The 20,943-nt window shown below is 57.7% G+C and carries 16 protein-coding genes and 1 tRNA gene; 9 read left to right on the top strand and 8 right to left on the bottom strand.

What is annotated here, in order from left to right; genetic code table 11:
* Window positions 1-153: 153 nt before the first annotated feature.
* From CA85_RS11820 to CA85_RS11805, 4 genes are all read right to left on the bottom strand, one after another.
* Window positions 154-2,364, bottom strand: coding sequence for an AI-2E family transporter (locus CA85_RS11820; RefSeq protein WP_146391548.1), 2,211 nt, complete (start codon window positions 2,362-2,364; stop codon window positions 154-156).
* 160 nt (window positions 2,365-2,524) lie between these two features.
* On the bottom strand, window positions 2,525-2,866 hold the full coding sequence (locus tag CA85_RS24890; RefSeq protein WP_186774890.1) for a transposase: 342 nt from the start codon (window positions 2,864-2,866) through the stop codon (window positions 2,525-2,527).
* Between the two features lie 477 nt (window positions 2,867-3,343).
* Window positions 3,344-3,586: a hypothetical protein gene (locus CA85_RS11810; RefSeq protein ID WP_186774889.1), complete on the bottom strand. Its 243-nt coding sequence runs from the start codon at window positions 3,584-3,586 to the stop codon at window positions 3,344-3,346.
* A gap of 234 nt (window positions 3,587-3,820) precedes the next feature.
* Window positions 3,821-4,435, bottom strand: a complete 615-nt coding sequence (locus CA85_RS11805; RefSeq protein WP_146391546.1) for an RNA polymerase sigma factor — start codon at window positions 4,433-4,435, stop codon at window positions 3,821-3,823.
* A 123-nt stretch (window positions 4,436-4,558) separates the two neighbouring features.
* Here CA85_RS11805 and CA85_RS11800 point away from each other — a divergent pair, with 123 nt between their 5' ends.
* From CA85_RS11800 to CA85_RS11785, 4 genes are all read left to right on the top strand, one after another.
* Window positions 4,559-7,165 carry a protein kinase domain-containing protein gene (locus tag CA85_RS11800; RefSeq protein ID WP_146391545.1) on the top strand — a complete coding sequence of 869 codons (2,607 nt, stop codon included), beginning with the start codon at window positions 4,559-4,561 and terminating at the stop codon, window positions 7,163-7,165.
* 586 nt (window positions 7,166-7,751) lie between these two features.
* Window positions 7,752-8,549, top strand: a complete 798-nt coding sequence (locus CA85_RS11795; RefSeq protein ID WP_146391544.1) for an ADP-ribosylglycohydrolase family protein — start codon at window positions 7,752-7,754, stop codon at window positions 8,547-8,549.
* A 148-nt stretch (window positions 8,550-8,697) separates the two neighbouring features.
* Window positions 8,698-8,940, top strand: coding sequence for a hypothetical protein (locus tag CA85_RS11790; protein WP_186774888.1), 243 nt, complete (start codon window positions 8,698-8,700; stop codon window positions 8,938-8,940).
* Between the two features lie 297 nt (window positions 8,941-9,237).
* Entirely contained in the window at window positions 9,238-9,849 is a 612-nt protein-coding gene (locus CA85_RS11785; RefSeq protein ID WP_146391542.1) for an amino acid kinase family protein, read from the top strand.
* Between the two features lie 46 nt (window positions 9,850-9,895).
* Here the strand turns inward: CA85_RS11785 and CA85_RS11780 are convergent.
* A tRNA-Ser gene (locus CA85_RS11780) sits at window positions 9,896-9,978 on the bottom strand.
* A gap of 191 nt (window positions 9,979-10,169) precedes the next feature.
* Window positions 10,170-12,038, bottom strand: a complete 1,869-nt coding sequence (locus CA85_RS11775) for a transketolase (protein ID WP_146391541.1) — start codon at window positions 12,036-12,038, stop codon at window positions 10,170-10,172.
* 246 nt (window positions 12,039-12,284) lie between these two features.
* Between CA85_RS11775 and CA85_RS11770 the strand changes: the two genes are divergently transcribed.
* Both CA85_RS11770 and CA85_RS11765 read left to right on the top strand, forming a co-directional pair.
* A complete protein-coding gene (locus tag CA85_RS11770) occupies window positions 12,285-12,494 on the top strand; it encodes an acetyltransferase (RefSeq protein WP_146391540.1) in 210 nt (69 codons plus the stop codon).
* 234 nt (window positions 12,495-12,728) lie between these two features.
* Window positions 12,729-14,417, top strand: a complete 1,689-nt coding sequence (locus CA85_RS11765; RefSeq protein WP_246112720.1) for a S1C family serine protease — start codon at window positions 12,729-12,731, stop codon at window positions 14,415-14,417.
* Window positions 14,418-14,567: 150 nt separating this feature from the next.
* Here CA85_RS11765 and CA85_RS11760 read toward each other — a convergent pair whose 3' ends face one another.
* Together CA85_RS11760 and nagB are read right to left on the bottom strand one after the other, a co-directional pair.
* Window positions 14,568-15,221 carry a DUF6655 family protein gene (locus CA85_RS11760; protein ID WP_146391539.1) on the bottom strand — a complete coding sequence of 218 codons (654 nt, stop codon included), beginning with the start codon at window positions 15,219-15,221 and terminating at the stop codon, window positions 14,568-14,570.
* A gap of 242 nt (window positions 15,222-15,463) precedes the next feature.
* Window positions 15,464-16,210, bottom strand: coding sequence for a glucosamine-6-phosphate deaminase (nagB, locus tag CA85_RS11755; protein WP_146391538.1), 747 nt, complete (start codon window positions 16,208-16,210; stop codon window positions 15,464-15,466).
* Between the two features lie 160 nt (window positions 16,211-16,370).
* Between nagB and CA85_RS11750 the strand changes: the two genes are divergently transcribed.
* The 3 genes from CA85_RS11750 (at window position 16,371) to asnS (ending at window position 20,922) form a co-directional block, all read left to right on the top strand.
* Window positions 16,371-17,429 (top strand): aldose epimerase family protein, encoded by a 1,059-nt coding sequence (locus CA85_RS11750; RefSeq protein WP_146391537.1) that lies wholly within the window; start codon window positions 16,371-16,373, stop codon window positions 17,427-17,429.
* 86 nt (window positions 17,430-17,515) lie between these two features.
* A complete protein-coding gene (locus tag CA85_RS25675; protein WP_246112719.1) occupies window positions 17,516-19,495 on the top strand; it encodes a sodium:solute symporter family transporter in 1,980 nt (659 codons plus the stop codon).
* 38 nt (window positions 19,496-19,533) lie between these two features.
* Window positions 19,534-20,922, top strand: a complete 1,389-nt coding sequence (gene asnS, locus CA85_RS11735) for an asparagine--tRNA ligase (RefSeq protein WP_146391536.1) — start codon at window positions 19,534-19,536, stop codon at window positions 20,920-20,922.
* Window positions 20,923-20,943 lie beyond the last annotated feature (21 nt).

Raw genomic sequence — 20,943 nt, 5'->3', positions numbered from 1 at the left:
TCGTTTTCCCACAAGTATCCCGCAGCGGTTTATAGAAGATAGCTGTAGGTCAGCGGATCGCCACCAACGGCTATTTTCGAAAAACGCCTGCGGCGAAGCATCACTCGTGGGCAAACCACGGCTCGCCGCTTCGTCCGCGGCGGCACTGAATGCTCAGCTGGGTTCCTGGTTCTTCATCGCTGCCTTATCGGTGGCGAGCACTGGGTCGTTTTGAGCGAGGATGGATCGGATCTTGGCTGCTGTTTGCGAGTAGGAAGTCGTCATGCTGGTGGCACCGGCCTTGCGGAACTTGACGAACAGATTGTCGTAATTCTTGAATTTGCCCAAGCACGCGATCACCACCGCGCCTTGATAGCCCTCACCGCGAATGGTCTTGCACAGATAGCGGGCTTGCGCAAAACCACCCTTGGGCAATACCACGATCACAACCAGTGGCGGATCCATTTGGGCGACTTGCTTTCCCACATCTTGCGGTATCTTTTCGTCGTCGATTGCCGTCAGCCGGAAGCTTTCCGCTCCGGCAATCCGAAGTAGGTTCAGAATCAGGATCTCACTGAAGTGGTGTGAGGTGCAACCTACGATGGTCGGCAAAGTGGAGTCGCCAGCACTGCTCGCCTCGGACGGACTCGCCTCGGTTTCGTCGCCAGAGTTCAGTTGGGATTTCCCGTCTTGAAGGTCCTCCGGATCAGCGGGCTCCGGATTTTCATAGGCGGCAATCAGTCCGCCGGTCAGTGCAAAGAGTCGGTTCGCGTCGGCATCCGTGAGATTCTCAGCGTCGTGGTCCAAGCGAATTCTTTTGAGTGCCGGTACGAGGACATTGTCGCAAGTTTGATCGATACCATGTTCCTCAACATGCTGCGTCAATATCTCGCCGGCACGGTGCTCGTCGCTCGCTAACAGCCTTTGGTAGAACCGCATTGAAGGCGAGATCTGGACGTCCTCGCCCAATAAAATCGATAGCATCTCGAAGCGGGGGGCATATCGGCCGAGGACGACGAAGCAAACCGTCAGCGGCGTCGAGAGGAACAAGCCGACCGGTCCCCACAGCCATCCCCAGAAGATGGCAGCAAAGACCACTGCGACTGCAGAGATCCCCGTGCTGGCGCCGTAGAGCCAAGGTTCCAAAACGTTGTTGCTGATTAGTTCCATCGTGACGATCAGTGCTGCGACGGCAATGAACACGCTGTAACCGGGGAAGACCGCGAACGCCATCGTGAGCGGGAAGACCGCCGATGCGATGGGACCGATGTAAGGTACGAATCGCAGGCAGGTCCCCATCGCTCCCCACAACAACACGTTGGGAAAGGCCCCTTGCTCAGTCATCAGAGCTCCGATGACTGCCAAGCCGATCGAAAGCACCACCCCGTAGGAAGTGTTGACAATCGTCTGAGCGATCAGGTAACGGCTGATCCGGCCGGCCGCCTCGTCCATCGCTTCGGTGGTCGTGACGTAATCTCCATGGCTGACCACCGCGATGATCCGATCACGCAGGTCTTCCCGGTGAATCAACGTGAACAACGCGATCACACATACCAAGCCTGCTGTTGCCAAGGGCCCGAGCATCGTTCCGGCAGTCGATGCCCAAGACGCCAGTGGCAGGTCGTCTTGGATCTCAATCATGTAGAGCGGTCGCTTCGGAGACGATCCGTCGTGAGTGAACTCCATCTGGTCGGCGCCGGGGGCCGGGAAAAATCTGTCCGTCCAGCGCTGCACCAGCGATCGGTCGCCCGGAACGTTGGTCGGCCCTCGGTCGGGTAGCGCTTCGACGGGGAGCCCTTCGACGGGGAGCCCTTCGATGGCATCGTCAAAGCCAGGAGTCTCAATGATGCCGGGCGTCGGGTCGTCTGGAGGCGTTGCTTGAGCGGGGACAGCCTCGGTGGTGGAGCTGTCCGCCGCCGGCTCGGAGCTTTTTGATGCTCCGTCGTCCGACTCCGCCTCGTCGGCATCTTCGGTCTCGGACTCCGCGCCGCTCTCCATCGCTTGGGTGACGTCATCAGCTAACTTGTCCAGCGATCCACCGACTCCTGTCGTCATGCCCGCCATGCTGCGAGCTTTATTGACCAACTCATCGCGGTGCGTGGGCAGATCCGAGATCAAATTCGAAATCTCGCCGCCAATGAGTGTTGCCACGCCCGCGAGTAGCAAGAACGTCAGCGTCGCGGTCAGGACGACCGCCAGGACGTTGGGGACGCCCCTCCGCTGCAACCGAATGACGATTGGGCTGAGCAGAAACGATAAAAGCAATCCGAGTGCTAGTGGGATGAAGACATCTCGCGCGAAAAACAATGCGGCCACTGCCAGCACGACGGCGAGCAACTGCGCCACCGTAGTGATCAAGGCGAGTTCAGATTTCGGTTTTGTCATCCACGCGGACCTGGGAAGGATTGCATTGAAGTAGTGAGCCAGCCAACGGCTGTAAAAAGCATGAACGCGACGGGGGCGTAGCGATACCCCTCAACAAAGATGCGGGCTAGTGAACGGATGATCGCATCGTCGAGCCGTGAACAGGGCGACTAGCGCTGCGTCACAGCTTAATCTTCGGGTAGATCGATGTGAGTTTTGTTCTTGCGTCGTCGATCTTCATCTGCCAATCGACGCCACGCTGTCTTTTGTTGGCATCGCAAGCCCATGCAGACGTCTCCGATTCGAGCGTGGCGATATCACCGATCCGGCGACCAGCAACGCATTGTCGAGTCATGCTGCTCAACTCGTTCTCTGCAATGTTCAACCAACTGCCATCCTTGGGCGTATAGTGGAACTCAAGGCGGCGAACCAATGATCTCGCACGATCGGGTTCAAAGACTTCGTAGAAGGCTCCATTCGTGTGCGTGTTAAGATTGTCGCACACCACAATGACCTGGTTCATCCGACGGAAGCGTGCGCAGAGCACAGCGGAAGGTTTTTTGAGGCATGGCTCCAGTATCCAATGATCGTTCAAAAATGCTTCCCTGACGAACAAACGCTCGCCAGGGACCGACAACACCATTGGCGTACCGCTTTTGCAGGGAAACGCTGGCGACCGAGATATCCCTTGCCAAGCCAGCACCTCTGCAGAGCTCGGCTCCGTTTCTCCCGCCAGTGCCAGTCTAACATTGATAATCACATCCCACAAATAAATCCTTCGATACGGGAGCCATGCCTTGAAAACCTCGGGCGCACGCTTCCGTCGGATGAGCCCTTTTTTTGCGCACGAGATCGCGGATTCGGTGGTAGATGCCCCCGGCAATCTGGCCAATTCAGATTTGGTCACTGGCAATCCGACCGTTTTCCAGTTACTTGCTCCACGACCGCGCAGCAGCCAATCCAGGGGCATCGAATTCGAGCTAGTTGTCATCGGTTTGTGTCAGACCGACGATAAGCCCAACGGATTGCCGGGAGCGCAAAGCCATTTTTGGTCGCGCCGAGATGCCTCTTCGGCCAAATGCTCTGGGCTGCCGGCGGCGCGGCGGAATACTCGTCCGAACTTGAGCACAATGTCGCACCAACCATGGGTGTCCAAGCCGATGCGAGTCAGGATGGGCTGCAGATGCTCTGGGATTGACCCGACCTTGTCGCTGCGAATTTGACGCCCCGTCCAATCAAGCAATTCCAGGTACCTTTCCAACGAGACACTTAGGAATCCCTTCAGGCTGCCGCGCCGCCCCGAGTCGTCCAGATTCGGAAAGTCAGAGGGACACGGAAAGTCAGAGGCACATAGCACCTTTCGAAGAAGTTTGACTTCGCCTGGTGGACAAAGTGCTATGTCCCCGTGGTCCGTCCGCAACTGCTCCTCCCTAAATTCGTGATTGATCACGATGGCCGCCACAAGTGCAATGAAGCACTAGAGATCGAGCGTCTGCAGGTCGCTTAATCGGCGTCGCAGTGTCTTAAGGACGCGAGACTTGGCTTGATACACACTGGCTCGCGAAAGTCCAGTTGCTTCGGCAACGTCTGCTGCAGGTTTGCCGTCGATTGTCGTCTGCCAGAACGCCTTCCACGTCGTCGACTCAAACTCCGCTTCAACTTCGCGAAGTATCTGCTGGCAGATCGCACTGAGCATATTGGAACTGGTGATTGTTGATTCTACCGCGTCGACTTGTTGCTGCAGTAGCAACATGGCTTGCGTTCCACCGCCGGCCTGCTGCTGCTTGGCGGCTTGACGGAAGTAGTCCACCGTCCGGCTGCGCGTGATCGAAGCCAACCAACTGCGAAAACTGCCTTCCGCTTCCCGGCGCTCAAACCGAGAGATCCCTCGGGCCACGGTGCTGAAAACGTCTTGCACCACGTCCGCTGCGTCGGCCTCCGGCACCCCCGATGATCGGCACCAACGATAAATGATCGGCCCGAACACAGATGCCAAACGCTCCCACTGCTCTGGGGCCATCCGCCGAACGCCCGAGAGGCATGCTGTGGAGAGCGTGGGGTGATCGCTGTGGTGTTTGCGTGCGGAGTTCATTCAAAAAGTGGTGTCAGACGTTTGCGTTCATAACTGGAGCGGCCCTGTAATTCCGAAATTCCTGGCGAATTACTTACCCACGAAGTCCCCCTTCCAATTTGTCTTACCTCGAAGGAAAATGCAATGATGACTGCAATCCCGTCGCAATGCCCGCCCTCGAAGAAACTGCACGATTACGCTTTGGGAAAACTTGCCGACGAGGATAGCGAAGCAGTCTTTGAACATCTTTCTGAATGTTCCGCGTGCACATCCGAGCTGGAAACTCGTGACGACTGTGAAGATTCCTTGATCGCGAATCTTCGCAAGGACGCTCCACACTCTCGGCTGGATGACGAAGCAAACTGCTCGGATGCGGTTGCCCGAGCTGTACGAGCCTTTTCCGCGACATCCCATCTCCTGCTTGACGAACTTCCAGTTCACATCGGGGAGTATGAAATTGTTCGCTCGCTCGGATCAGGTGGCATGGGCAGCGTCTATCTTGCCGAACACACGAAGCTGGGCCGGCAGGTGGCGATCAAGGTGTTGGCGACCCATCGGCTCGCCGATCCGCGTATGCAACAGCGATTTGAATCGGAGATGCGAGCCGTTGGGCGCCTCAGCCATCCCAACATTGTCACCGCCCATGACGCACGCGAAATCGAGGGCACAGCAGTTCTGGTCACCGAGTTTATCGATGGCCTTGATCTGCGACAGCTCGTTGCCGCAAGCGGGCCGATGCGAATTGCTGATGCGTGCGAAATCTTGCGCCACGTCGCCTTGGCACTCGCGTATACACATGATCAAGGATTCGTCCATCGGGACATCAAGCCATCGAACATCATGCTCAGTCGTACTGGCGAAGTGAAACTGCTCGATCTGGGACTTGCTCGTTTTCAGTACGGTGCCCCCGATCACCCCGAGATCACGGGGACCGGTCAAGCAATGGGAACGGCAGATTATATTGCCCCTGAACAGATTGCCGACAGTCGTACCGTGGACGCCCGAGCGGATATCTATGCACTTGGCTGCACTCTGATGAAGTTGTTGACCGGGAGTGCTCCTTTCGCCGATGAGCATCATCCCACGCCTTTTGCCAAGATGACCGCTCACGTTTCCAACGATCCCCCACGACTTTGCGATCGTGCTGCCAACGCGCCCAGAGAACTCGGGAAGTTGCTCGATTCGATGTTGCAAAAAGAGCCTGCCCGCCGTCCTCAGACACCCCGTGAGGTCGCCGATCGGCTAGCAAAGTTCACAGACGGTCATGAAGTAAAAACACTGCTCGCAAGGGCTGAGGGGGTGGCAGTTGCCAAAGATCGTCCATCGCAACCACCCCAACGATTTGACTCTCCCACGATGACGAAACCTTCTCGTCAGGACGTGCCGGCGACGGTCGCGATCGCAGCGAGCTTTCTTGGCTTGCTGCTTGGTCTGATACTGGGCGTCATCATCTCAATTCAATTCCCCGACGGCACCACCACGCAGATTGATGCCCCAGCGGGCAGCCGGATCGCGGGCGAGCAGCAAGCCTCTCGGAAGCCTCGTCCGTCTTGGAACGGACCCTCGACACCTCCCCAATTTGACCAGGCCCTTGCTCCGGTCCAAGCCATCGGCAACACGGGGGTCCCCTCGGGAGAGCGGCTCGCGATGATGATCTTGCTGGATCAAGACGACCTGACCCCGCAAGAGCTTGCCGAAGCGAAACAAATGCTCACATTGCCCCGTGGACACAAGTTTTCTGCGGTGATGACGAACCATGGTATTTGGATTCCGCTAGCTGATGAGGTCGAAGCACCGATCGTGCGCGAGCACAATGGAACAAGGTACGCATTGGCGTCGTCTCAGCCCACAACGCGAATCGAGTGGCGAGAGATGTCCGGTCACATCACCACGCAGATAGTGCCATCGCCCGAACAGGCTGATTCCTATCGGCTGCAACTTCACTTCGATCCCACGCTCGAAAAACAAGTCCGACAACTGACGCGAACGAGCCTCAACGAACAACTCGCGATCGTTGTGGACGACGAAATCACCATGGCTCCAAGAATCCAATCAGCGATACGCAGCTCCGCAGCTTTGACAGGCAATTTCACGCTCCAAGAGTGGCAGGCGATCCAGAGGAGCATCCTCAAAAGCAATGGTGGTCAAGCGAATTCGGCAACGCCACAGGCGAACAACGCATTGAAGGAAATCGGATCTGGATTTCACAACTTTCACAGTACCTATCACAAGCTTCCCGGCAGTACCAACTACCGTGAGGGAAGCCACGGTGTCAATGGTAATACCATGCATCCATTCAGCTGGCGAGTCGCGATCCTCCCCTTCATTGATCATACGAAACTGTTTGAAGAGTATCGTTTTGACGAGACTTGGGACAGTGAGCATAACTCCAAGCTGTTAGAAAAGATGCCTAGTGTTTATGGCAGTCCTGCCAACGCAGCGGACGATGCCCCTGGCATAACACACTTACTTGGCTTTGCCACCGAGCACGGAGGATTAGGGACTGGTGACGGACAGCGCTTCCAAGACTTTACCGATGGCACCTCGCCTACGATCCTTGTCATTGAAGCCAGCAAGAGCGTCCCCTGGACCAAGCCCGAGGATTTAACGAATACCAACGTCACGTCCATCAAGGGCCAACCGCTGCGTTATTTGATGGCCGATGGCACCGTCGATCAAATGGACCCGATTGACCGCGACAAGCTGCAGAAGTTGATTACCCGCGATGGCGGAGAATTCATTGCAGACTGAGCGAATTCGCGGGAAGCGAAGTCAGAGGACGAAGTCAGAGGGACACAGCTATCTTTCGAAGCAGTTCTTCTCGGAATTGAGTGGTTCATCCGACGGAATCGTGCGCAGAGCACAGCGGAAGTTTTTTTGAGGCATGGCTCCAGTATCCAATGCTCGTTCAAAAATGCGTCCCTGACGAACAAACGCTCGCCAGGGACCGACAACACCATTGGCGTACCGCTTTTGCAGGGAAACGCTGGCGACCGAGCTATCCCTTGCCAAGCCCGCACCTCTGCAGAGCTCGGCTCCGTTTCTCCCGGAAGTGCCAGTCTAACATTGATAATCACATCCCACAAATAAATCCTTCGATACTGGAGCCATGCCTTGAAAACCATGGACGCACGCTTCCGTCGGATCAGCCAATAAATTCCGAGAAGAACCAAATTAGAAAGTCGCGGCATCGACACGCGTCGCCCTGTCAGCTTGTCTGAGAGGACCCCAAGCCGACAGACTTTGCTCTCATGCGGGGCAAGCCCACACGGGAGCGGGGTGAACGCTCTATGTTGTACAGAAACTGTTTATTCGCAAATCTGCTAGAGGAATAATCGTGATTGGTGCCATTGTCGGTGATGTGATTGGATCTTGTTTTGAGCGCTCTCCCACCAAGCGGACTGACTTTGAGTTGTTTTCCGAAGACTCCTGTTTCACGGACGACAGTGTCCTAACCATCGCGGTTGCCGATTGGTTGCTGCACAAGGGTGACCTCCGACGCTACTTCCACGAATATGTCGACCGGTATCCCGGCGCCGGATACGGTGGAACGTTTCGCAATTGGGCGATGTGCCGCGACACCGAACCATACGGTAGCTGGGGCAACGGTTCGGCGATGCGAGTTTCACCGGTTGCCTATGTTGGTTCGTCGCTTGCTGAGACACTGCAGCTCGCTGAAGAGACAGCCGTCGTGACCCACAACCATCCCGATGGAATACTCGGCGCATTGGCTGTTGCCGGAAGTGTCTTTGTCGCTCGCACGGGCGGGACGAAGGATGACGTACGTGATTTTGTCGATTCGGAGATTGGGTATGATCTCACTCAACCGATTGACGAATTGCGAGCATTTTACTCATTCGATGTATCCTGCAAAGGTTCTGTGCCCCATTCGATTTGCGCGTTTCTCGAATCGGAGTCTGTCGAACACGCCATACGGCTCGCCATTTCCATGGGCGGTGACGCCGACACAATGGCGTGCATTGCCGCTTCTATCGCAGAACCGTTCTTCGGTGGTGTTCCCAATGAGCTTTGGCGTCCTACCGTGAAGCGGCTCGACGATCAGATGATCGCCACGATTACAGATTTCCGGCGCCGCTTCGGCGCCGAGGATTCTAAGCCTTCGATGAGGAGATGACTTCGCGTCAACGCGACGGTACGTCGAAGCATTGGCCGACTTCGAACGAGCACTCGAACTTGAGCCTGATTCGCCGTACCGCCTTGCGACCCTCGCAGAGATCTTGGCAACTTGCCCTCAGGGTCGCTACCGGGACGGAGCTCGCGCGTTGCAGCTCATCACCAAAGCGAGCGAACTCATGGATGATATCGACGCCGATTACCTCAGCTGTCTCGCTGCTGCTTATGCAGAGCAGGGCGACTTCAAGTCCGCGGTCTCGTCTCAGCGGAAGGCGCTTCACCTCACCAGCAATGACGAAGAAAGAGAAAACATGCAACTCTTCATCAAGTCGTACGAAGCGGGCGAGCCTTGCTGGATGGAACCGCCGACCTGGCGACAACGGTGGGCATGACGCGAAACGCATCGAGTGCGTTGCTCGCTTGCCGACGTCGATGGACCTTGGCAACGGAGATCGGGCCACCGGCGAGTACGATGCGAGAGTCGCGTGCGAGTACCGCGATGCTGAACGCGACAGCGAGAAAGACGTTCTCTCGCCAGCCCCGCTAGCTCGTTGCTTTGGCCGAATCTACACTGTCTCTCCAATGCTGCCCTCGAGTGAGCCTGCCTCGAAGCCGCGATGAAGTCTTACGACGCTTCAAAACATGGCAAGATTCGCTAGGAAACCTAAACCGACTCGCGAGCAGAATCCTTGCAACAACCCCGTGTCATCAAAATCGGCGGCAGCCTGCTGACTCTGCCTCACTTGAAGGAACAGTTCCGGGCCTGGTGCCAGGACAACCCTCACCCGCTGACGTGGGTTATCGTCGGTGGTGGCGAGATGGTCGATGCGGTCCGCCGGATCGATCAGGCCAAGCGGCTGCCTGAAGCGTTCGCACATTGGCTCAGCATCGATCTCCTGCAGCACACCGCGAGACTGGCTCACGAAATCCTCGACGACGTCGTGCTCTGCGAGACCCTGGACGAAGTCGAGCAGGCGGCGGTGAAATCGACGGCAGCGAACGCCCGTCCCGTTACGGCGATTGTCCAGGTAGGGGTTTTCTTCTGGCGGGGTGCGGGCAACATGGGGCTGCCAGCGAGTTGGGACGTGACCTCGGATGCTCTCGCGGCGGCGTTCGCTCGGATGCGCGGCGCCGAAGAGCTGGTCTTGATGAAATCGTGCGGACCTCCCTGCGACGCCTCTCAATTCGACCAGCTCGCTGCGTGCGGCTACGTCGATCCCTGCTTCGCGGGTCTGGCGGGCGAGATCGAACGAGTGCGGTTCGTGGACCTGCGATCTTTCCAGGGGAGCGACAGGGCATGAAAAAACCTCGCAAAACACTTGGTTTTGCGAGGTTTTTTCCATTCAGCGGAGGACACGAGACTCGAACTCGCAGCCCCTTACGGGGTACCTCAGTTCCAGTGAGGCCGCTCACCAATTCGCTTATCCTCCCAGTTTCGTTCGGTGCCTGGGCACTGAGCCGAACCCGCCTGGCGGTGAATACCGGCGAGAGGACGCTAGTTTGCAACACTAGGCGGATTTTGGCAAGACCTTGTCGCCCGTTTCCTCGGCCCGATCGCAGGAATCCGGTGATCCATCTACTGTGGCCGGATGAGACGAGGGGAATCCCGGACGATAGGCGGCTAGGCCAAGTGCATTTCGACCGCGCGAGCGATGGCCGCCGCGGAGAGTCCCTGGGCATCGAGTTGCTCGTCGGGTGAACCGCTCAGGGGCCGCTTCCGCACGGCGAGGCAGTTCACCGGGGTCGCATGATCGGACAAACTCGTCAGCACGGCCTCGCCGAGACCGCCTTCAGGAAAATGATCCTCGATGGTAAAGACCACTTCAGTCTGGTCTGCAGCGTGCCGGATCGTGGCGTGGTCGAGCGGTTTGATCGAATACAAATCAATGACGCGTACGGCGATCCCGCGCTCTTTTAAGACGTCATAGGCCTCGAGTGATTCGTGCAGCGTAATGCCAGCGGCGACGAGCGTGACACGGTCCTGGTCGCTCTGACGCAGCACTTTACTGCCGCCGATCGTGAACTCTTCATCCGCAGCATAGATGACTGGGGTCTTGCCTCGGGTCGTTCTAAGGTAGCCGAGCCCGCGACGATCGGCCAAGGCGTCGACGAGAGCTTCGGTGGAGACGGCATCGCAGGGATACAGGACGACACCGTCAGCGATCGTGCGGAACATCGCGATATCCTCGAGCCCCATCTGCGACGGTCCATCCTGCCCGATCGAAACGCCGCAGTGAGAGCCCACGAACGTGACACTGCCACCGCTATAGGGGGCCATGCGAATCTGATCGAATGCGCGGCTGAAGAAGGCAGCGAACGTCGATACAAAAGGCAGCTTGCCACGGAGGGCCACTCCCGTTGCAGCGCCGACCATGTTTTGTTCGGCAATGAACATTTCAAAGAAACGCTCGGGATGCTCGTCGGCGAATTGTTTTGCTCGCGTGGAATTGCTCACTTCGCCGTCAAACGCAACCAGATCTGGGTACTTCTTCGCCAGCCGGCAGAGAGCATTTCCGTAGGCGTCCCGCGTAGCTAGCTCTTCGCCGAGTTCGTACTCAATCGGCAGTGGCGTCTGGGATGGTACCTGCCGCTGCGTCACCTCGGCTGGCGGGTGGATCGTTCCGACCACGGTCTCGTTAACGTCGCCAACGTCGGACATGGCTTCGTCGATCCTGTCATCGCTGACGGGTTTGCCATGCTGGCCCTCTTTATTTTCCAAGAACGAAACTCCCTCGCCTTTGACGGTCCAGGCGATGATCATCACGGGTTGACCGGTGGACTGGCACGCCGACTCGTAGGCCCTGCTGAGTTGGGCATGGTCGTGGCCGTCGCTGACCAAGATGCATCGCCAACCAAACGCCTCGATCCGCTGGCGGTAGGCTTCCAGGTCATGTCCATACATGGTTTCACCGCGCTGGCCCAATCGGTTGACATCGAGCACACCGATTAAGTTATCGAGCTGGTAGTGGGCGGCTAACTGGATCGCTTCCCACTGCGAGCCCTCCGCCATTTCGCTATCACCGAGCAGGACGAAGGTGCGGTAGGGGAGTTCGTCGATGTACTTGGCGTTGATCGCCATGCCCAGTCCCACCGAGAGGCCCTGACCGAGTGACCCGGTGGCCGCTTCGGTGAATCGAAACCGCGAGGTCGGGTGTCCTTCCAATTCGCTGTCGAATTGGCGATAGGTCATCAATTCCTCTTCGCTAACCTCTCCAGCGGCCGCCCACAGCGAATAGAACAGCGGGGACGCGTGTCCTTTGGAAAAAATCAGCCGATCGTTGCCAGGATGCTCGGGGGTTTTCACGTCGTACCGAAAGGTGCCGCCGAACATGAGGTCAACCATCAACTCGACCGCCGAGAGCGATGAAGTCGGGTGGCCCGATCCGGCCTGAGAGGTGCAGCGCAAGATCCAACGTCGGATTTGGGTGGCGATACGGTCCAGAGTTTTTTCGTCGGCCGCGGATTTTTGGTCGGTCATTGAGTCAATCATGAGAGGGCTCCGGCAAGAGATGCGGGCGATAGGGTGGTCCATTGGCACTCAGCGGCAACTGCAGCACGCGGGAATGTTGATGCAAGTAGCGCGCCGGATCTTTTCGCGGCTGGCGTAAAAATCGGGAATGCGAATTGCACTGCCGCGTTGGTACTTCATCGACGGATCGTCCCGCTTCGAGGGCCGGTTCGTTGCCTCACAATCGCTCTCTGAATCCAGCAACTCGTTTACCTAAGAGTCCCAACCATGTTCATGAAAGAATCAGCATCGGACGATCTGATCAAGATCGACGACGTGAAGCAGCTTTCCAGCCCTCAGGAATCCTGTGTCAAAGGCCGTCGGCAGGCCGGCGAGGAGGAACAGGACCCGCGATCATTCGAAAAGACCGAGCTGAAATTCCCCTCCGGCGAGCCGCTTCCGCAGTGCTGGCTCGACGCCGACTACGAGCTGAAATGACGCTCGCAGCGGCTTGCCGCGACCGAGCGGCCAGCCTTACCCCCGCCCGCATATCCGGTCGTTAATCTTGGATTGATGTGAGAAAAATGGACTTTCCCGCGTTTTGGTGGGTGTGTTTCGCTACAATCGACTGCGTCGGACCGGGGCGGTCCGAATCACGCACGCCGTCTGAAGCCAGGTCGCGGGCGGCGTGATGGAGAGTTCGCTCACTCGAGATTAGACAGGATGACACCCATGTGGGATGAAACGTCACCAACGCCTCACAACGAAAAATCGTCGCCCGGAGACCGACTGCGTGACGACGCGCGGCCACGCGAACTCGTGGCCTTCCGAGTCGCTGTCCCGACCGCCGAGCAGGAACAATTGGTCTCCTGGGATGGCGTCGACCGTGGCGACATAAAAAACCTAGAAGGCGAGAATTCCGGCAAAGCGCCAGAGGAGTCAGCTGGCGCGGATGCTGCCGATACGGACGCGATTATCCACGCTGTGCTGGCGGAGGAGCCAATGTCGTGTCCACCGCCACCGCCGGTCGAACCGCCACCGCTCCCCAGTGACATCGCCCAGCATAGTGACATCGCCAAGTCCAGTGACATCGCCAAGTCCAGTGACATCGCCAAGTCCAGTGACACTGCCAAGTCGATCGGCACCGTCGTACCTGGCGATGGTGGTGATTCCACTGACTCCGATGGGACCACGTCAGCAGACGCCTCCGCTGGCGGCGAGAAAGAAGTAACTGATGAGCTCAAGACACGGGCTTCTCGGCGGACCGACAGCAATCCGGTCATCCAAAGTTTGACGCTGATCGCGTCGATGATCGTGATGCTGCTGATCGCCCGCTTCAGCGTGCCACGGATCGTCGAAGAGGTACGCTATTCCTGGCACCGAGGCGAACTGCGGGCGGAGTACGAGACGGGTAGCGAAGGCCTGCAGAACGTTTCCCTTGATTCGCTCAGCCGCGGTTATGAGATGGTCACATCCGTGGTTGGCCCCTCGGTGGTGCACATTGACGTGCAGCGTAAGCCGACTGCCTCCGATGATCAGATCCGGAAGATGCTCGGCAGTGAATTCTTTGGTATGTCCGACCAGGGCAGTGGCGTGGTGGTCGATGAAGATGGATACGTACTGACGAATCGACACGTTATTGCCGGCGGCGAATCGATTTCATTGACACTGAGCGATGGCCGCCGTCTGCCGGCGCGGCTCGTCGGTGCGGATGCGCTGACGGACCTGGCGGTGCTGAAGGTTGAAGCGGATCGGTTGATGCCCATTCGCTGGGGAGATAGTGATGCACTGCGGGTCGGATCGCCTGTGTGGGCTGTCGGTAGCCCCTTCGGACTGGACCGGACGGTCACTTTCGGGATTCTCAGCGGCAAGCACCGCGTCGTGCGGGCCGGCGAGCAGTACGGTGCTAGCGGTCTATATCAGGATTTCATGCAGAGCGACGTGGCGGTAAATCCGGGTAACAGTGGCGGGCCCCTCGTCAATGCCAAAGGCACCCTCGTCGGAATCAACACGGCGATCGTGGGCGATACGTACCAAGGCGTGAGTTTCTCGATCCCGAGCAATCTATCCAAGCAGATCTACGAGTCGATTCGCAGGACCGGACGCGTCCAGCGAGGCTATCTGGGTGTGAGCCTTAGCAAGGTTCCCGATGATCTGTTGGCCGGGGAAAACACTCGCATGCGGGGCGCGTTGATCAATAGCATCGCGGGCCCAGGGTCTCCCGGCGGGATGGCTGGTTTGCTCGATGGTGACGTGATCCGCCGCGCCGACGGCGTGGAAGTCCAGGACGTGGGCCACTTGATGCGGATCGTGGGAGCGGCTGGCTCGGGGACTCCGCTCGTGCTGGATCTGCAACGCGGCGACGAGGAATTGCAGCTGACGGTGAACCTCGGCAATCGCCCCTTTGAACTGGACCGTTAAGGAACGCGTCATCAATAAGTGGCGAATTTAGCGAAAGCCATTCTGTGGTCGACGAGGCGACGAACTGCTAAGGAACGAATTTCTGGCCGAGGCCCACTGTTTCGCTCTCGGCATCCGAGGCGCCGGCCTGAGCATTGTGCGGCGGGCGTGTTATCGCTCGCTCAGCCCGAAACAGGATCCGTCCAGCGAACAGGCTGCCGAATCGGTCTGTCCGACGCGGTTGGCAGGATGCACAATCGTACCGCTGAAGTAAGGGCCCATCCCCAACGTATTGCGGATGTCTTGGCGGGAGTCAGCCCGCATGGTACCCGAACGCCAGATGATCTCTCCGGTGTCGCGTTGGACGGCGAACAGAGAAATTTTGGACACGCCGAATTGGGTATCCCGAACGCACAAATTGACATCAGGAATGTTGCTGGCGTCGGTCACGCCGATCGTGCTGTTATAGGAATCGGTCCCATATACCGCCAACCCCGCTTCGACGACGACCTCAGCATCGTCTCGTGATTCCGCCAAGCGGACACCGCACAATCCCATCTCTTCGCGAAGACGGTAAACGAGATAGCCGCCTCCCGTGTCTCCCAAACCATTCGTGTCGAGATAGCACAGACGCCCGCACAGCGGCGCAAAGTCAAACGACCGAATGACTGCGTCGGCCGTGCTATTGAGCAGCAGTTGGGCTGAGGCGGTGCGCGACGTGTCGGTGACCGTGACCGTCGACCGGCAACCCGTCACTGCCAGGGAGCCGACCACGAGCCCGAGTCCGGTCCATCGTTGAAGTCGGGAGAATGTCCGCAGTTGCATTCGGTCTCACCACGTCGATATCTGGGTTTCATCCGTATCGCTGTGAGCGGGGCATCACTGGGGTCGCAGTGAAAATCCGGTCGCGATTCGAATTTGTTCGAGCAATGCATTCCGTTGCCTTGCCTTCCTCCTCTTGCGTCGGCCGATCGCGGTGGAAGCATCGAATCAAAGCCCAGCGACGGTCAAGGTTTGACGGATGCTCACAATCGTTATCACCCGCGTGTTCGGTAGCAGTGGCTATCTCAATCGTCGCCCGGTTTCAATTCCGACGCGGCTGATTCATCGAGCACAAAATGGACGTGTGGATGCGACTGCAGGTAGGATGCTGGATTGTCTGCGCTGATCGGGCCTTGGATCGCCCCAGCGACTGCTGCGGCTTTCGCTTGCCCTGTTGCCAGCAACACAATCTGCTTGGCCCGCATGATGCTGGCGATCCCCATCGTGATCGCTTGACGCGGGACCTGGTCAGGTGATTCGAAGAAGCGTTGATTGCTGTCGATCGTGCTAGGGGCCAGGTCGACGACGCGAGTCAGTGAATCTTTCTTCGTCCCGGGCTCGTTAAAACCGATGTGCCCGTTGGTTCCGATGCCGAGCAACTGCAGATCCACGCCGCCGGATTGCTGCAATTGGCGTTCATATTCGTCCGATGCCGATTGGGCGTCGTCTGCGTGCACATCCGGCAGATGGGTTCGAGCGAGATCGATGTCGACGTGATCAAACAGATGCTCACGCATGAAATGCCGGTAGCTCTGCGGATGCCCTGACTCCAATCCTAGGTACTCGTCAAGGTTGAAGCTCGACGCTTGGGAGAACGACAAGCCGTCATTGCGATGACGCCGACAGAGTTCACCGTAAACCTGCAGCGGCGTCGAACCAGTCGCGAGGCCGAGAACAGTTGGGGAACCGCTGCTGAGCACATTCGTAAACAGGTCTGCGACTCGCTCCGACGCTGTCTGGTGATCGGGGTAGACACTGTACGCGATGCTCACTGATTCAACCTTCAATGGGAGTGCATGGACTGTTTCTCACCTCACCCTCTGAGCGACTCGATGCGGCTCGGCGGTGAGACCGCACCGGGTACATCGGTGTTGATCTTCCCGGTAAGATGCTGCCACATTTCATACCTTGAACCGTCATGGGCTGTCTAGCATGAGCATTACTACCGCACCCTTCGGGCAGACGAACGACGGCGAACCCGTCATTAAAACAACGCTGACCAACCGCCACGGCCACCGCGTCAGTCTGATGAGTTGGGGGGCGGCGATTTTGGAAGTGGAGGTGCCCGATCGCAATGGCACACTCGCCAACGTAAACCTCGTTTTCGATTCGCTCGAACCGTATCTCGGCACCCATCCAGGATTCGGCAGCACGATGGGCCGGTTTTGTAATCGGATTGGCTTGGGCAGGTTCAGCATTGATGGCGTGCCCCATCAAGTCACCGTCAACCATGGCAAGCACTGCTTGCACGGCGGCAAGGTGAACTTTTCGCATCTCAACTGGGACACCGAGACCATTGCGGGGGATCCCAACGGGGCTGAGGCTGCCGACCGAGCCGACCGCGTGCGTTATGCATTGGTCAGCCCCGACGGCGATGAAGGGTTCCCGGGCGAATTGACCGTGACTACGGAATACTGCTGGAACGACGACGACGAACTGACGATCGAGTACACCGCGTCAACGTCCGCAGCGACGCACGTGAACCTGACCAACCATAGCTATTGGAATTTAGGCGGGGTGGATTCGGGGACGGTGCTTGACCATGTTGCCGTGATCCCCGCCGACGAGGTGTTGCAGGTCGATGAAGATCTGATCCCGACGGGCGAGATGGTTCGCGTCGAGGGCACACCGTTTGACTTCCGCTCGGCGACCGCGTTCGCCAAACGCATCGCTGCCTTGTCAGCCACGAAAGGTTATGACCACTGCTACGTTGTGGCGGGCGAGGCGGGGCAGCTTCGCCGGGCAGCCCGTGTGATCGATCCGCAATCCGGACGCATCCTCGAGGTGGAAACGACCCAGCCTGGGATGCAGCTCTACACGGCCAATCATCTTCGCGGCAACGAGAGCAGCAACGGCCACGGGCCCCACGACGCGTTCTGTCTCGAGACGCAGCATTATCCTGACACACCGAATCATCCGAACTTTCCCTCTACCTTGCTGCGCCCCGACGAGAAATTTCACGAGATCACGGTACATCGATTCTCCCGCTAGGCTCACATGCGGCAGTGAAATAGCTTAGAACTACGCCATCTCCCGGCACATCAAGCATCGTTTATCCCCGCCTTTATCTACAACTTATGAACATTCTCGAAGTCGTACTGTTTCTAGGATCCGTCATCGGCGTGATCGCATTAGGAATCTGGATGGCCAAGGAGCCCGATGATGGGGATCCGAGTGATGACGCATCGGATTACTTCCTCGCCGGACGCGGTCTGACTTGGTGGCTGGTCGGTTTCTCTTTGATCGCCGCCAACATTTCGACCGAACAGTTTGTGGGCATGTCGGGATCGGCCGCCAACTGGTTGGGGATGGCAATCGCCTCCTATGAATGGATGGCAGCGGTGACGTTGGTGTTGGTGGGGTTCCTCTTTCTCCCGCGTTTTCTCAAGGCGGGGCTGTTCACCATCCCCGAGTTTTTGGAATACCGCTTTAACTGGGTCGCGCGCCTCGCCATGGCGATCCCAGCCGTGGTCACGCTTGTCTTCGTAGCGACGTCCTCGGTGATTTTCTCAGGGGCCAAGTTCATCTCGGAGTACTACAACACGGTTCCGGTGCTCAATAACTTGACCGCGATGTGTTGGCTGATCGCTCTATTCGCAGCGGCCTATGTGTTCGTTGGTGGACTCAAGGCCTGTGCATGGACGGATTTGGTTTGGGGATCCGCATTGATCCTCGGCGGTGTGATTGTGATGGTGATGGCCTTTGTCCAGCTCAGCGAGCGTCCTGCCGAGGAATTGATCCAAACGAAAGTCGCAAACTCCGACGCCACCGTCGCAGACTTGGAGGAAGCAGGCTTTTGGCGACGATTTATCTTGCTCAATGATGGCGTCGACGACGAAGCGGTCGCCGTCCACGGCGAGAACGGCAGCGGTGGCAAGACGCACATGGTCCGGCCCAAAGAAGACTCGGAAATCCCCTGGACCGCGTTACTCATCGGGTTGTGGATCCCCAACTTTTTCTATTGGGGGCTCAATCAGTACATCGTGCAGCGCACGCTCGGTTCGAAGTCGCTTGCCGAGGGGCAGAAAGGGATCGTTTTTGCCGCCTCGATGAAGCTCATTATTCCGTTTCTGGTGGTGATCCCTGGGATCATGGCGTTCAATTTGTTCAGTGGCGACCTGCACGAATCAGCTGCTCAACGGAACATCAATTCTGTCGAAACAGCTGGGGATTCGAGCGTCTTCACTGTCGACCGTGCCTTTGTCGAACTGCAACCGGAATTGGCCTGGCAGGCATTGCAACAGAACGCGAAACTGGCCGATAAAGATCTCGATGTTTCCCCTACCGATTCACCCGAGCGGATCAGCGAGCAGATCAATGACTACGCGGTGATCGCCGCAGAGACGGCCCCCAATGCCGTGGCGGCCAACAAACTCGTTGGCTACGACTACGACTCGGCTTTCCCTGTACTCGTGCGCAATCTGATCAAACCCTACCCCATGATTTCATGGTTCATTCTTGCCGCACTCTCCGGTGCAGTCATCAGTTCACTCGCATCGATGCTCAACTCCGCATCGACGCTCGCGACGATGGATTTATATGCCAAGGTCACCAAGGAAACCAATCAACAACGACTCGTCGTCGTCGGCCGGGTGTTCGTGGTGTTGTTCGTTCTTCTCTCTGCGATGGTAGCCCCCTACCTCGATCGTTTTGAGAGCATCTTCTCCTATATTCAAGAGTTCCAGGGCTTCATTTCGCCAGGCATCCTCGCTGTCTTTATCTTGGGATTCTTTTCGCCACGCACCCCTCGTTATTTCGGATGGTTGGGGATTGTCATCAACGTGATTGCCTACTGGGCATTGATGACGGTATTGGGTGACTGGATCGTCGGGAACGACTTGTGGTATGCAGACCAAATCGCCTTCCTCGACCGGATGGCGATTTGCTTCTTCACGGTGTTGATTGTCGGTCTCGTTGTCACATTGATCAATCCTCTGAAGACCCCGGTGACGATGCCAGTCAACGAGAAAATGGACATGGCGTCCTCAAGAGGTGCCCAGATCGCTGGCGCGTGCGTTATCTTCGTGACCGCAGGACTGTACTACTACTTCTGGTAATAACGGCTGCTGTTCGCTTCACTTTTGAAAGGATTTTCGTGGACTGGATCACTATTGACGCATGTCGACGCTGTACGGATTTGCCCACCGAAGCGGAAATTCGTGGCTGGGTGCGTACGCGGCGTGACAGCAAAGGCGGCTTTAGCTTTCTCGAGGTCAACGATGGAACCTGTCTGGGAAATTTGCAAGTCGTTGTTCCTGGTGAACTCGAAAACTACGCCAGTGAAGTCCAAAAGCTGACGGCGGGATGCAGCGTGATCATCAGGGGGCAGTTGCTCGAGTCGCCCGCCAAGGGGCAGGCCACCGAACTGCATGCGGAGTCGGTGCAGGTGACGGGATGGTGTGACGGGGAGACGTATCCTCTGCAGAAGAAACGCCATTCGTTTGAGAAACTACGCGAATGGTCACATCTTCGGGCGCGCACGAACACGCTCGGCGCGGTCATGCGAGTGCGAAACCGGTTGAGCCAGTCCATCCATCGATTCTTCGACGAGGCTGGGTTCTTTTGTCTCCACACCCCGATCGTGACGGCGAGCGACTGCGAGGGGGCGGGTGAGATGTTTCGCGTGACGACGCTGAACCTTGACAAACTCGCTGGCTCGAACCGTCCTCTCGATGCTGGACAAGACTTCTTCGGCAAACCGACACACCTAACCGTCAGTGGCCAGCTCGAAGGGGAGACCTACGCGTCGGCGATGTCCAAAATCTACACGTTCGGTCCAACCTTTCGCGCCGAGAACAGCAACACGTCGCGACACCTCGCCGAGTTCTGGATGGTGGAGCCCGAAGCGGCGTTCTATGACCTCAGCGATAACATGCAACTCGCCGAACGGTTCCTCAAACGCATCTTTTCTGACTGCCTCGATTCCTGTGCCGAAGACATGGCGTTCTTCGATGAACGAATTGAAAAAGGGAAGCTCGCCCAGTTGCAAGACGTCGTCGACAAACCGTTCGAGCATATGACGTATACCGACGCAGTCGATCGTTTGACGTCCAGCGATGAATCCTTCGAGTACCCCGTGAAATGGGGCATCGACCTGCAAGCCGAGCATGAGAAGTATCTCACCCAGCTCGTCGATGGTCCATTGATTCTCACGGATTACCCCGCGTCGATCAAACCGTTCTACATGCGTGTCAGCGACGACGGGAAGACCGTTGCCGCGATGGATGTGCTCGTGCCAGGAGTCGGTGAGATTATCGGCGGCAGCCAGCGCGAGGAGCGGCTCGATGTACTGCAGCGACGCATGGCGGAGGCAGGGCTCGATGAACAAGAGTACTGGTGGTATGTCGATTTGCGGCGATACGGCAGTGTGCCCCACGCTGGCTTCGGGCTCGGCCTCGAACGGGCTGTGCAGTACGTCACCGGGATGACCAATATCCGTGACGTGATCCCATTCCCTCGGACACCGGGCAACGCCGACTTCTAGAACTCGGCTCGGACGGTGCCG

Origin of the sequence: Allorhodopirellula solitaria, from assembly GCF_007859855.1 — a bacterium.
GTDB classification, from domain to species: domain Bacteria; phylum Planctomycetota; class Planctomycetia; order Pirellulales; family Pirellulaceae; genus Rhodopirellula; species Rhodopirellula solitaria.
The sequence above is the reverse complement of the archived record's forward strand: the minus strand, read 5'-3'. Positions and strand labels throughout refer to the sequence as shown.

Coding starts and splice junctions, on each gene's coding strand:
- CA85_RS11820 (WP_146391548.1), bottom strand. CDS start 2,364: ATGACAAAACCGAAATCTGAACTCGCCTTGATCACTACGGTGGCGCAG.
- CA85_RS24890 (WP_186774890.1), bottom strand. CDS start 2,866: ATGAACCAGGTCATTGTGGTGTGCGACAATCTTAACACGCACACGAAT.
- CA85_RS11805 (WP_146391546.1), bottom strand. CDS start 4,435: ATGAACTCCGCACGCAAACACCACAGCGATCACCCCACGCTCTCCACA.
- CA85_RS11800 (WP_146391545.1), top strand. CDS start 4,559: ATGATGACTGCAATCCCGTCGCAATGCCCGCCCTCGAAGAAACTGCAC.
- CA85_RS11775 (WP_146391541.1), bottom strand. CDS start 12,038: ATGATTGACTCAATGACCGACCAAAAATCCGCGGCCGACGAAAAAACT.
- CA85_RS11770 (WP_146391540.1), top strand. CDS start 12,285: ATGTTCATGAAAGAATCAGCATCGGACGATCTGATCAAGATCGACGAC.
- CA85_RS11765 (WP_246112720.1), top strand. CDS start 12,729: ATGTGGGATGAAACGTCACCAACGCCTCACAACGAAAAATCGTCGCCC.
- CA85_RS11760 (WP_146391539.1), bottom strand. CDS start 15,221: ATGCAACTGCGGACATTCTCCCGACTTCAACGATGGACCGGACTCGGG.
- CA85_RS11750 (WP_146391537.1), top strand. CDS start 16,371: ATGAGCATTACTACCGCACCCTTCGGGCAGACGAACGACGGCGAACCC.
- CA85_RS25675 (WP_246112719.1), top strand. CDS start 17,516: ATGAACATTCTCGAAGTCGTACTGTTTCTAGGATCCGTCATCGGCGTG.